This window comes from Allobosea sp. P4_E12, from assembly GCF_056401655.1.
In genome coordinates this window covers 94711-107495 of record NZ_JBFUIY010000004.1, presented here as the reverse complement: position 1 = coordinate 107495, position 12785 = coordinate 94711, and the positions used below count along the sequence as shown (strand labels likewise).

Below are 12785 nucleotides of genomic sequence, written 5' to 3'. Positions count from 1 at the left end.
GGATGGGGGCGTCCTGGGATGCCCATCAGATCGGCTGATATCAAATCTGTGCGACAGCGAGGTTAGGGAAAGAAAACAGAGGCGTAGCGAGATGCGCGCGGACGGAATCGCGCTGCGGGCTCCCGCGGCTACGCGGGCAGTCGCTGAGGCCTGAGGCGAGGGCATCAGGGTTTCTTTTCGTTGGGTGCCTGCGTTGCCGCGGTGATTGCCGCGATCAATCGCTGGCGATTGTCGAGCACGAAGGCCGTGAAGGTGTCCTGACTGACGATCGACCTCAGCATGGTCGGCAACATGCCGTAGAGCTTGAGGGCGAAACCGGTCATTGCAGCGTCGTCGTTGATGAGACCGGAGGCCTTCTGCCCCACGAAGTCCGTGATGAGATGCTGGTTCTGGCTCACCAGCGCGACGATCTCCGCTTCGATTTTATCTTTCACGGCTTCGAGCATGAATCACCTCGGTCGGCACGATCGGGAAACCAAGAGTATCGGCCCGCAAACGGGAATGTGGCTCTCAGGCTCATGCTAGACGCTATCCCGATCAGGCGGGCGTGTCGCCGAAAGGAGGCAATTGGCTTCAGAGCGCGTCACCTGAACCGAGATGCCGACACGGTTTCCGATGATGTCCGCGGATGTTGCCCTTTCAGCGTCGACTGGTTCGCGTCAGGCGGGTCTGCAATCTGCGCTGCAGGCCCTCGACCGCTGCGATGATTGACCCACCGTGTCTCGCTGTCACCGCGAGCGAGATCAAGGCCGCTGGAATGGCCACGATAATCGCGCCGAAGAGGTCGGATGGGTAGTGGACGCCGACGTAGACGCGCGACCAGCCTACGAGCGCACCAATCGCGGCAGCAAGGCAGGCCACCCCATATTGCCGCACCAAGGCAAGCACAGCGACAGCCACCGCGAAGGCGAGGGCGTGATTGCTCGGGAAGGAGGCGCTGGAGCGGTGATCGACCAAGCTGTGCCCGAGGCTGACCATGAAAGGACGAGGCCGAAAGGCGATGAGCCCGATCACAAAACTCATGGTCATTGCGATGACCAGAGCGAGAGTGAGGGCAAAGGCGAGAAGGCGCCGCCTTCGAGAGCCGCGGATCCACAGGACGACGATGTAGCAGGGAATCAGGAGAATCACGAAGCGAGTGACCGCTATCGCGAAAAGAGCGACATAAGAGCTTGGGCTCGGCCCGGCATTGAGAGCAAGGAACAGTTCGGTATCGAGTGCGAGCATCGGCGAGAGAATCGGTCACGATCTTGGGGGACGGCTGTCGCACACGATGCGGTGGCGGGCGAATGAAATTTACCGGCCTTTCCTCGACCGTATGGAGGCCGTGCGCCTGCGGCTCCTTGGAGGGTGAGAGCCTGTCTCGGCCCGATTTTCATCGCAGCCTTCGTTCTCGACGCTTCCGGGATCGTCTTCGTCCTGATGCCGAGCCTGTTGCCGCTCTGCTGGAGATCGAGCCCGTCTCAGAGGGATGACACCGGTCGGGACCGCCGGCTTTCTGCTTTGCAACGGCGACATCAAGGCCTCCGCATCGATCGAAAGCATGGCGCGATGAGCGCGCGGCGAGCACGGCTGGACCGCTCGTAACGGATGTCCGATTCCGGGCCGTGACGCCTCGGCAAGTGGCGCTTGAAACGCGGAGATATTTAGCCGTCTGCACATGCTTGCGTTCAGCAGAAATTATTACGATCTAACAATAATTTCTGCTGGTAGAGACCTCGTTCGGTTCCATTTTTGGGAGCCCTGTGCAAATTTGCACAGGAGCGCGCCAAAGGGTTCCCTATGAACAAGCCGATTCGTCCGCCGATCAACGCCCAGCAAGTCGCCGATCGCGCCGGCGTGTCGCGTTCGGCGGTGTCGCGCACCTTCACCGAGGGCGCCAGCGTGTCGGAGTCTACGCGCGCCAAGGTGCTCCGGGCAGCCGCAGACCTCGGCTATCACGTCAACCATCTGGCTCGCGGCCTGACCAGCCAGCAATCCGGCATCGTCTGCCTTTTGATCGGCGAAATCGCCACGCCTTACCAGTCGGCCTTGCTCGATGTGGTGACGCGGCGGCTGCAAGCCATGGGCAAGGTCGTGATGGTCTTGAACACGGCGGGGCAGGCGGAAGCGACAGAGGCCGCGTTACGCCAGACGCTCAATTACCGCGCGGACGCCACCGTGGTCGTGTCGGGCAGTCCTTCATCCTCGCTCGTGGAGACCTGCGTCGCCAACGGCCAGCGCGTCATCCTGATCAATCGCGACGATCTGCTCGAAGGAACCCAGCAGATCCTCGTCGACAGTTCCGGCGCCGCTGCCGAGGCGCTGATGATGCTGCGGCGCGCTGGCTGCGAGCGCATCGCTGTCGTCAGTTCGACCGCCGGCACGCCCAGCATCGTGGCGCGCGAAGTCAGTCTTTCGGTTGCTGCCGCCAAGGCCGGGGTCGACGTGCAGCTGTGCCGTTTCGGCCCGACGGGTTACGCCACGGGCGCTGAGACGGCGCGTCAGCTTTTCGCCTCGGCGGCGCGGCCGGATGGCGTCTTCTGCGTCACCGACCTGCTGGCATTGGGCTTCATGGATGCGGCGCGGAAGGAATTTGGCCGGCGCGTCCCCGAGGATCTCTGTGTCATCGGCTTCGACGATATACCGCAGGCCGGCTGGGCTGCCTACGAGCTGACGACCTTCCGCCAGCCACTCGACAGCATGGCCGACCATATCGCAACAATCCTGGAGGGCGGCTGCCTGGTCGAAGGCCCCATCAACCTGCCGGCTCAGACGGTCTGGCGGCGCAGTGTCCGCCCCTGAGACGGCGTGACGACGAGCGCCTTGAGATCCAGCGCGACATCAAGGGTCGGCATGCGGTCGAGATAGCGCCCGAGCAGGCTGATGAAGGCGATGAGCCGCCCGGCCAGCCCCATGGCTTCGGCATGATGCAGTTCGTCGATCCAGCGGCGATAGACGGCAAGGCGCGCTTCAGGCACCAGATCGAGCGCGAGGTCTGCTGCCTTGCGCAAGCGGTACCAGTCCTCGGCGAGGGCGGTCAGGGCTATGTCACCCGTGCTGGCAGCCGGCGTTGCCTGTGGCCAGAGCAGTCTCTCCAGATCGGCGAAGCGGTGGGTGCGTGCGAACTCCGCCATATCGCGCGGCCATTCGCGTGCCATGTAACGGGCGCCGACGAGGGCGCACAGATGACGGTCGAGAAAGCCAAGATGGCCGCCGGCGCTGACAGCCTTCGGTGACGGATCGCCGGCGGCGCCCGCCTCGCGGCTATAGTCATCGAACGCGGCATCGTGACCGGGCACGTCGTCGAGACGGATGGTGCGTAACCGCACGTGGTCCGTGGTGACATCGAGCAGCTTCATCGCCGGAGCGAAGCCGACCGGCGATGGCACGGCGATGTTGAAGAAGCCCCCATATTCGTCCCGGAACACGGCGGTATCGTTCACGTGCAGATGGCCGGAGAGGTGAAGACGCACGCCGGTCTCGGTGAAGCACCGCGCCACCTCCATGGTCGGCGCGCGCCGGGCGAGGCCGGAACTTGGGAAAAGTGTGCACTCCAATGCCGAGGCGCCGGCGAGTGCGTCCAGCACCGGATAATGCGAGAATGCGACGAGAGCCTTGCCGCCGCGCCGCGCTCGCTCGGCGACGTCGCGCATCCAGGGGAGCAGATGCGGACGCGTGCGCAACACTGCAGACCACCCGCCATCCGAGGGATCGAGCATCTGCGCGGGATCATCGAGATCAGTTGCCCCGTCGCGCGGCGCGACGATGTTGGCGTCGATGGAGAGCAGCCACAACCCCGCAACGGGCTCGATCAGATATGATGCGTCGATCATATCAAAGCTCTTGGCTCCGTCAGGGCTGGCGGCACGGACCGTTCGCGAGCTCCAACGGGCATCGCTGCCAAACGGCGTTTCAAAATGCAGGTCGTCGGTGCGAGGTTGGAAGCCGAGATCGGCCATGAGCGTCAGCGCCTCGGGCGCGCCGAGCATGGCAGTCTCCGGCGACGAGATCGCGGCGCCACCCGGTGCGGCGTGGCTCCCGACGATGACCCGGCTGCCGTCGCGCCCGACGAACTCCTTGCGCTGCGGCCGGCCCTTCAGCGCCCAGAAATCGTGATTGCCGGGTGTCATGAATACGCGCAGGCCATGGCGACGCTCGTACTCGGCGATGAGCGCGACGGCGACTTCGATATTGTGCCGCTGACCATCGTCGGTGAGATCGCCGGGAACGATGACAAGCCTCGCGCCTTCCGCAACAGCGCAATCGAGCGCGGCGCGGAAGGCAGGAAGGCTCTCGTTGAATACGCGGGTGGACGCAGCTGTATCGGCCCAGCTGCGCACTGCGCCCGTAAGCCCCGCCCCCGCTGGTCGCCAGGCGACGTCATGCACATGCGGGTCGGCGATGACGGCGATGCGGTATGTTGGGTTCAATCAGCCAACTCCGGCAGAGGGCCATGCTCTTCCGGGTGCGCGGCGATGTCGTCCTCGATCATGCGCGCCCAGCGAGCAGTCCGCGCGGCGGCGGCGATCAGCATGGGCTTGGGCGTCTCATGCCACTCGTCGGGACGGAGTTCGCGCTTGCCGCGAACGTAATTGATGGCGTCCTCCAGGGTGGGAAACTCCGCTGGGAGACGCAGATGCAGAAAGAGCGCCACCAGGATGACGGAACGCGAGCGCCCGGCCCGGCAGCTGACCAGCACATTGCCGCGCTCGCGCACGGAATAGGATGGCTTCTCCGGCAGAATCTGGTCGAGTGCGCCCTTCAGCTGAAAATAGCCGGCCAGCATCATGGTTTGCGGGTTGCCCGGTCCGTCAACGATACCAAGCTTGTAGTAGCGGATCGGGGCATGCCCGAAATCGACGTCGTTCAGCGCGTCCGGCGCCGGCTCGGCCACGTAGTTGAAGTCGAGATTGACGGCGCAGTTGAGCACCGTGGTGATTCCGTGCCGCTTCAGCAGCGGGATATCGGATGCGCCTTCACGCCCGCCGACATAGAGATCGATGCCATAGCCGGGCAGGTTCTCGTAGACGCGCGAGATGTGCGGCCGGTCATAGCGGGGCGTGGGCATTTCAGGGGCAGCAACGTCTCTTGTCGGAGCCATAAGGGGTACTCGCCAATTCCGGATCGAATGAGTTTGCACAGCTGTTCATTATCGCTCGCTCGCAGCCGCTCGTGCAGATGCGATGACGCAGTCCACTCCTGCGGTGACCGCGCCGCCGCAACGGCACGGCCATCTAGGCGACGCGTCGCCTTCGCCCTTCGGAGATCTCGCGCGCGACGCGATCGAGCGTCGGATAATTCGCCCCTGCGCCTACAGCGACATAGCCCGGGTGGAGGAACGCCGGCGCGGTCGGCGCGACCTTGCCGAGGTCGTGCGGGGTGTAGCGGCCGCCCGCCTTCTCTAGGATCAGGATGGCGGCGGTGACGTCCCAGGCGTTGACGCCGAAACCGGCGGCGGCGTCGACCCAGCCGGCCGCGACATGGGCGATGCTGAGTGCGGCGCTACCCGGTCGTCGCAGGGTCGCGAAGGTGCGTGTCAGTTCGCCGAAACGGCCGAGCGCGACCGCTTCGCCGTCGTTGCGGAAGTCGCGCGGCACCGGATAGCCGGTGATCAGTACGGCGTTGGCCTCGTCGGGGGCGGCACGGCTGGCGAGCGGTTGCCCGTTGAGCCAGGCCCCGTTCCGATCGGCGAGGAACAGGTTGCCACCGATCGGATCGAGGATGGCCCCGGCGACGGTCTCGCCGTCGACCACCGCTGCCACCGACGTGCACCAGAACGCCATCCCGCTGGCGAAATTGGCCGTACCGTCGATCGGATCGACATACCAGTGCACCGCGCCGCTCCCGACCGAGCCGCCTTCCTCGCCGACAAAGGTCGAGTCGGGAACCTCCCGGAACACGAGATCGCGGATCACCGCCTCGGCGCGGCGGTCATGCTCGGTGACGGGGTCGTGCCGGTCGCGCTTGAAATCGACCACCATGCCGGCGCGAAACGCGGCCGTGAGCGGCTCCTGAACGGCGAGAACGGCTTTGCGGGCAATATCGGCGATCGTCGTATGCAGCATTGTCTGGACTTCCGGCTCAAGGGGCGCGGTGTGTTAGCGCTTGTAGTGGATCTGCCAAAAATCCTGCCAATCCTGCCGCTTGTCCCAGTCGTCGAGGCCTGTCTTGGCGTCGTAGGGAAACAGGCGGTCCAGCACGACGGCAACACCCGATGGCTCGTCCTTGGGGACCGGGATCGCCTTGCTGGTCGGCAGCTTGCCATCTTGCATCTGCGGCATCAGCCCCTCTTCCGTCAGAATGTAGCGGACGAAGAGTTTGGCGGCGTTTGGGCTTTTGGTGCCTTTGGCGATGAGCGCAAGCTTGGTGTAGCTCCAGCCGACCCAAGGCTGAAGCGTCTTGCAAAGGCCAAGCTTGTAGCCCTTGTCGGCGTTGTCGCGGAACTTGGCGGAGCTCAGCAGCCCCATGAACGGCGCCTTCTGCCCGGGCGCCCCGACTGCGTCGGAAATGCGGTCGTCATTCTCGGACACGAGCGGCGCATTCTTCGCCAAAGCCGCGAGCCATTCGGCGGCAGCGGTCTTTTGCTGCGGGACGAGCGGCTTGCCGTAGTGCGCCTTGTAGGCGGCAGCGAGCGCCTCGTTGCCGTGCTGGGCCAATTGGTTGAACCAGTCAGTATAGGTTCCCTTGGTCAGCGGATCGATGAAGGCGACGCGACCCTTCCATTCCGGCTCGGTCAGCTGCCAGACATTGGAGATCGGGCAGGTCGCGCCGTGGATTTCGGTGTTGTAGGCCCAGACATTGGCGTTGACGGAAATGGCGAGCGGGTCGCGATAGCCGGCCGGGATTTCGCCGGCGAGGTCGGCAGGCAGGTAGCTTTCCAGCACCTTGGCCGGCAGCATCTGGCCGATGACGGCCGGCGTGTCGGTCAACAGCGCCACGTCTCCCTTGACGTTGCGGCTCTGGCTCTCACGCAGCAGCATTTCGAGCTGGCTGTTGGCCGACACCTTCTGCCCCGTGGCACTGAGGCCGTACTTGGCCGAGAACGCCTTGGCCATGTCGACGATCTTGCCGGTGCTGTCGTAGATGGTGATCGGCGGCTCTTTCCTGGCCGCGGCGATCAGGCTGTTGAGGTCGAGCGGCTCGGCGGCGATGGTCGGAGTGGCGGCGGCTGCCAACGCGACGGCCAGCAGCGGTGCTCTCCAGTAGGCGCTCATGGTCGTTCCTCCCTTGTGCGGCTTGCGAGCTGTTGCACCCGCGCCGCTTGCTTGTTGGGTTCGCGTGCAGGGCGCCGTCAGCGCCTGAGGTTGACGCGCCACAGGTCCTGCCAATCCTGGCGGCGCTCCAGGTCGCTCACGGACGACGCCAGATCCCACGCCATCATCCGGTCGAGGGAACGGCCGATGCCCGAGGGCTCATCAGCGGGCAAGGCGATCTTGGGGTGCGTCGGCACCTTCCCGTCGACGAGTTGCGGCGCCAGTCCCGGTTCGGTCAGCAGGTAGTTGATGAACAGCTTCGCCGTGTTGGGGCTCTTCGTGCCGGCCGCAACGACAGCCATGCTGGGATAGAGCATGCCGGCGAAGGGTTGCATGTCGCGGCAGATCGTCAGGCTGAACTTCTTGTCGATATTGTCGCGGAACTTGGCGACCGGCACCATGCCAAAAAACGGCTGCTTTTGTCCGGGCGCGCCGACGGCGGCGGCGACAGCGGTCGAATCGGCGATGAGCGGCCCGTTGGCGGCCAGCGCCTTCACCCAGGCGGAGGTCGCCGAGCCCTGCCGCTTGTCGAACGGCTTGCCGAAATGCGTCGCATATGCGGCGGCCATCGCGGCGTCGTGGTGCGTCTCCAACTGGTTGAACCAGTCGGCATAGGCCGGCCTCTCCAGGGGGTCCATCAGGGTCACCAGACGCGACCATGCCGGTTCGGTCAGTTCCCAGACGTTCTTGACTGGGCAGGATTGCGATGCCGCGCCGTTATAGCTCCAGACATGCGGATCGGTGACGAAGACCAGCGGATCCCGCGCATTTTTCGGCAACAGGTTCGCCGCGTCGTCGGGCACGTAGGAGGTGACGACCTTCTTTGGCAGCAACTCGGCCGCGACCGACGCCGTGTCGGCCGCAAGCGAGATGGAGGCGAGCGCGGCACCGGCGCGATGCTCCCGAATGAGCAGTTCCACCTGGCCTGCCTCGCTGACCTTCTTGCCGGTGACTCCAAGCCCATAGATCTTGTTGAAGGCGTTGGCCGTATCGACGATCTTGCCGGTAACGGCGTAGACCGTCATCGGCGGCTCGGCCTTCGCACGCTCCGCGAGCAGCTTCAGATCCTCGGCCATGGCGGCCATTGCAGCGACCGACGCGGCGACCGCCAGGCCGGTGCGGAGTGCAGCCCTCGTCATGACAAGCATGGATCCCTCCCGTTTTCTGTCGTTGGGGGCGTTCATTGGACAGCTGTTTGCGCGAGGACGTCGTCGGCACGTTGGAGACGCTGGCCGTCGCGCGAAAACACATGCAGCGCTGCCGGTCGGACGTGGAACCAAATCGTGTCGCCGACCTTGTGGCGCGGCGCCTCGTTGGCGGTCGCGAATGTCTTCTTGCCGCCCGAAGTCAGCTCGACGATCCAACTGCCACCGGTCGGAAGGATGCCGGTCACGACCGCCTCGTCGGCGAAGTTGCCGAGAGGCACCGCGTCGGCCGAGTCGGCAATCTGAATGGTTTCGGGCCGGAGCCCGAGCGAGCCGATATCGGCATCGGGGCCCAGTCGGGCCGTGAGAAAGGTCACCGCGTGCCGCCCGACGACGTCGTGCGAGGCAGCGCCGATCTCGAAAATGTTGATCGGCGGGCTGCCGACGAACTCGGCAACGAAACGGTTGGCTGGCCGGTCATAGATGTCGTTCGGCGTCCCCATCTGTTGCAGCGAGCCCTCGTTCATCACCGCAATTGTGGTTGCGAGCGTCATCGCCTCCCATTGATCGTGCGTGACGAAGACGATGGTGGTGCCGAACTCAGCATGGATGCGCTTCAATTCGGCGCGCATTTCCAGCCTCAGTCGGGCGTCGAGATTCGACAGCGGCTCGTCGAGCAGCAATACGCCCGGATTGACCACAAGCATGCGGGCAAGCGCCACACGCTGCTGCTGGCCGCCGGAGAGCTGCGACGGATACCGTCCCCGGTATTTTTCGATGTCGAGCGCCTTCATGACGCGGGTGACGAGAGCCTCGCGTTCGGCCTTCGGCACCTTGCGCAGGCGCAGGCCAAAATCGGTATTGCGCTCGATGGTCAAGTGCGGCCAGAGCGCGTAGCTCTGGAATACGAGGCCGAGCTCGCGCTTTTCCGGCCCGACGAACAGGCCCTTGGAAATGCTGTCGACGACGCGCTCGCCGATGCGGATCTCGCCGCCGGAGAGGTTCTCCAACCCCGCGATCATCCGCAAGGTCGTCGTCTTGCCGCAGCCGGATGGGCCGAGCAGGCACATGAACTCGCCATTGGCGATCTCGAGATCGAGATTCGACACTGCGTTGGGCGAACCGGCGCCGTAGCTCTTATTGGCGTTTTCCAGGATGATCGCGGGCATCAGCTGCCTAGTCCTTCCGCCAGGTTCGTCTTGGTGAGCTTCTGCGCCGCCAGAGTGCCGAAATAGGCGATGGCCGCGATGATCAGGACGACCGCGTTGGCCGCCTGCGTGTAGTGATAATCGACGAGGCGCATCGAGAAGGTGGTCAGCACGTCGGTGCTTGGCACGGCGAGCATGACGAACAGGCTGAGCCCCTTGATGCCGGAGATGAAGGGCAGGAGGATGCCGGTCATCAGCGAACCCTTCTGGATCGGTACGACGACAAGGCGCATGCGCGCGAGCCAGCCTGCGCCGACGACCTGGGCCGCCTCCTCCGGATCTCTGCCGAGTTGCATCATGGCGGAGATGCCGGCGCGCGAGGCATAGGGCATCTGGTCGGCGATGAGTGCCAGGATCAGGATGAGCGAGGTGCCATAGAGCGCCGGAATCGGCCCGCGCGGCACCGCAAACAACGAGAGATAGGCGGCTGCGAAGGCGATGCCCGGCACGAGATAGGGCATGAACGTCACCTGGCGCAGGACGGCGGCGAGTGGCCGGACCGGCGTGCGCACCACGACATACCCGGTGATGATGCCGAGCAGGCCCGAGCAGGTCGAGGCCAGGCCGACGATCCATAATGTATTGAACGCCRCCTGCCACAGGTCCGGGCTGAGCAGGATGCCGGTGCGCATGGCGACCGTTGGCAGATTCCAGCCGATCCAATAGTCGAGGGTGAAGTTCGACCATGAAAAATCCGCCGGTACACGCATGACCGTCGACAGGAACAGGGTCAGCAGTGGCACGCCGACGCTGGCGGCGTAGACGCCCGCGGCGAAGCCGGTGGCCGGCCAGCGCCAGATGCCGAGCCGCGCCGGCCGGTTCATGGCGCCCTTGCCGCCGACTGTGACGAAGCGTTGCGCCTCGCGCACCAGATAGGCGTCGATCAGGATCGTGATGATGCCGATCAGCATGATGGCGCCGGCAATCACCCCGGCCACGCCGGTCTGGCGCGAACCGATCGAGCGGTACAGCGAGGTCGCGAGAACGTCGTACTTCACCGGCAGTCCGAGCACATAGGCGACGCCGAACTCGCCGAGGCACTTGGCGAAGATCAGCACCACCGCCGACATCAGCGCCGGGCGCATCAGGGGCAGGATGATCTTCAGCGCGATAGCTCCGCGTCCGGCACCGAGGACGCGAGCCGAATCCTCGAGCTGACTGTCGAAGCGGCGCAGCGCCGACCCGAAGAGGAGAATGACGAACGGCGTGTAGTGCAGCGCCAGGATGAGCGTGATCGGCACCTGGCCGTAGGCGAGCCAGTCCGGCGGGGTGAAGCCGAGGCTCTCCATCCAGCCGGCCTGGCCGCCGACCGTGCGGTTCTTGAACAGCGTCGTCCAGGCGAGCGCAAAGGTCCAGGCCGGCAGCATATAGGGCACGATGAGGGCCGTCGCGAACCACTGCCGCGCGAACATGTCCGTGCGGCAGATCAGCCAGGCGATGGCCGTGCCGACGACGACGGCGATACCAATGGCGCCGGCGGCCACCATCAAGGTGTTGCGCAGCGGTTGCCAGAACAGGTTCGCCGCCACCGGCGATGTGAAGGCGCGGGTGAGGTAATAGGTTGTGAGGCTGCCGACCTCCGCGGCGGTCCGGCGCTCGTCGCCGAACTGCACGGTCACCGCATCGCGCAGAATGGAGACCACCGGCACGACGATGAGATAGGCAAACAGAAGCGCGGCGAAGAGGCCGATGATGGTCGTCGGCTCGCGCAGCGCAACGCGGAGCCGGTAGCGCAGCCGACATGTCCAGGCCGGCGACGGGATAGCATTCGTCCGGGCCCCTTCCCGGCCACTCTCGCGGCGTGGCGCGACGGCATTACCGGTGGTCATCGAGGCGCCCTATTCCGCGCAAGGGCGGGCGCCCGCTGAAGCGGGACACGTCTTGGCCATCGTACCCTCCCTCTCCCCGCACAGCCTTGCAAAGAACGCTCTGCTGTGGGGCAGCTCTTATTTAGCTCTGATCGTGGGGCTGCACGCAGCTTGACCGGATCCGTTGCGTATCAAGCTCAACGCAAACGGCAGGCCTGTCAATCGCAATTTTGCACATGCGTGCAAGCGCGAACCTGGGCAGGTTGTGGTGAACCTCGACCGTGGTTTGCGACGCGATCCTCGCGTTTGAGCACGTTGGGCGGGCGCCGTTGGCCAAAGCCGCTACGGCCCGGCGGATGCGATCATCCGCCTCGGCGGAACCGTCATGGGAGCACTCTCATCATGGGAGCTCTTGGCGGTCCGACCTCCTCAACCGGGCGGGCCGGACGTCAGATCCAGGCAGCCCGGCGGGGCCGTCACTCCGCATCCAAGCCGGCGTCGCATTCGTCGATCAGCCAGGAGCGAAAGCTCGAGACCTCAGCACGCATTCGGGAGAGCCTCGGCGTGAGAAGATAGAAGGCCCGCTCCGACGCGACACGCAGGGCCGTGCCGAATGGTGCCGCCAGGCGTTGCCCGGCGAGATCCTCCGCAACGAGAGCAGATGGCGCAAGCGCCACGCCCTGGCCGTCAAGCGCGGCAGCAAGGGCCAGCGCGGTCTGGTTGAATCGGCGTCCGACCGTTGGTGGGGTCGATGCGTTCGCCAGTTCCAGCCAGAGCGGCCATGCGTCGTGGGCGTCGTGAAGGAGCGTCGCTCCTGCAAGGTCGTCCAGGCTCGAGAGTGTCTTGGCGATGGATGGGCTGCAGACTGGAAAGAGATCGTCCGCAAGCAGGCGCCGGGCATCGAGCGAGCGCTCGAAGGGCGGAGCTGACAGACGCACTGCGAGATCCGGCAGGCCATGTCCTCCGAGGCGTTCGGTCGATTCCGACGCCAGGACGCGCACCTCGACATCCGGCGCAATCACCGAGAATTTCCCGAGCCGCGGAATGAGCCATCTTGCCGCGAAGGAGGGAGTGACAGTGACCGTCACGCCGCGTCGTTCGCGTTCCTGCGTGGGTTCGATTGCGACCATGGCGCCCGCGATAAGTGCGAAGGCCCGTCTGATCTGCGGATGAAAGGCCCGCCCGGCCGCGGTGAGCGCGAGGCCGCGCGGCTCCCGCTCGAACAGGGCGACCCCGAGGCTGGCCTCCAGGGCGCGAACTTGTTGGGCGACAGCGCCATGCGTCACATTCAGCTCTTCCGCCGCAAGGCGAAGATTGAGATGGCGCGCGGCCGCATCGAATGCGCGCAAGGTCGCGAGAGGGGGCATTCGTGACATGATGAGGGTGTAG

General features: G+C 65.1%; 11 protein-coding genes. 1 reads left to right on the top strand and 10 read right to left on the bottom strand.

Going from position 1 to position 12785, the window contains the following annotated elements; translation table 11 throughout:
• Positions 1 to 164: 164 nt before the first annotated feature.
• Positions 165 to 446, bottom strand: coding sequence for a hypothetical protein (locus AC1DW9_RS06100; protein WP_476775080.1), 282 nt, complete (start codon positions 444 to 446; stop codon positions 165 to 167).
• 193 nt (positions 447 to 639) lie between these two features.
• On the bottom strand, positions 640 to 1227 hold the full coding sequence (locus AC1DW9_RS06095) for a phosphatase PAP2 family protein (RefSeq protein ID WP_441504974.1): 588 nt from the start codon (positions 1225 to 1227) through the stop codon (positions 640 to 642).
• A gap of 555 nt (positions 1228 to 1782) precedes the next feature.
• On the opposite strand from AC1DW9_RS06095, the gene AC1DW9_RS06090 reads away from it, so the two are divergent.
• A complete protein-coding gene (locus tag AC1DW9_RS06090) occupies positions 1783 to 2784 on the top strand; it encodes a LacI family DNA-binding transcriptional regulator (RefSeq protein ID WP_441504973.1) in 1002 nt (333 codons plus the stop codon).
• Here the strand turns inward: AC1DW9_RS06090 and AC1DW9_RS06085 are convergent.
• The 8 genes from AC1DW9_RS06085 to AC1DW9_RS06050 form a co-directional block, all read right to left on the bottom strand.
• Positions 2751 to 4412, bottom strand: coding sequence for a metallophosphoesterase family protein (locus AC1DW9_RS06085; protein WP_441504972.1), 1662 nt, complete (start codon positions 4410 to 4412; stop codon positions 2751 to 2753). The two genes, AC1DW9_RS06090 and AC1DW9_RS06085, sit on opposite strands and share 34 nt — an antisense overlap.
• On the bottom strand, positions 4409 to 5050 hold the full coding sequence (locus tag AC1DW9_RS06080; protein ID WP_441504971.1) for a dual specificity protein phosphatase family protein: 642 nt from the start codon (positions 5048 to 5050) through the stop codon (positions 4409 to 4411). Before AC1DW9_RS06080 ends, AC1DW9_RS06085 begins: the two co-directional genes overlap by 4 nt.
• 166 nt (positions 5051 to 5216) lie before the next feature.
• On the bottom strand, positions 5217 to 6047 hold the full coding sequence (locus AC1DW9_RS06075; RefSeq protein ID WP_441504970.1) for an inositol monophosphatase family protein: 831 nt from the start codon (positions 6045 to 6047) through the stop codon (positions 5217 to 5219).
• A gap of 33 nt (positions 6048 to 6080) precedes the next feature.
• Positions 6081 to 7196 (bottom strand): ABC transporter substrate-binding protein, encoded by a 1116-nt coding sequence (locus tag AC1DW9_RS06070; RefSeq protein WP_441504969.1) that lies wholly within the window; start codon positions 7194 to 7196, stop codon positions 6081 to 6083.
• A gap of 77 nt (positions 7197 to 7273) precedes the next feature.
• Positions 7274 to 8383: an ABC transporter substrate-binding protein gene (locus tag AC1DW9_RS06065; protein ID WP_476775079.1), complete on the bottom strand. Its 1110-nt coding sequence runs from the start codon at positions 8381 to 8383 to the stop codon at positions 7274 to 7276.
• Between the two features lie 32 nt (positions 8384 to 8415).
• Positions 8416 to 9549: an ABC transporter ATP-binding protein gene (locus AC1DW9_RS06060; RefSeq protein ID WP_441504967.1), complete on the bottom strand. Its 1134-nt coding sequence runs from the start codon at positions 9547 to 9549 to the stop codon at positions 8416 to 8418.
• Entirely contained in the window at positions 9549 to 11417 is a 1869-nt protein-coding gene (locus AC1DW9_RS06055; protein ID WP_476855053.1) for an ABC transporter permease, read from the bottom strand. The genes AC1DW9_RS06060 and AC1DW9_RS06055 overlap by 1 nt, the downstream gene beginning before the upstream one ends.
• Before the next feature lie 455 nt (positions 11418 to 11872).
• Positions 11873 to 12763, bottom strand: coding sequence for a LysR substrate-binding domain-containing protein (locus tag AC1DW9_RS06050; protein WP_441504965.1), 891 nt, complete (start codon positions 12761 to 12763; stop codon positions 11873 to 11875).
• Between the last annotated feature and the right edge of the window lie 22 nt (positions 12764 to 12785).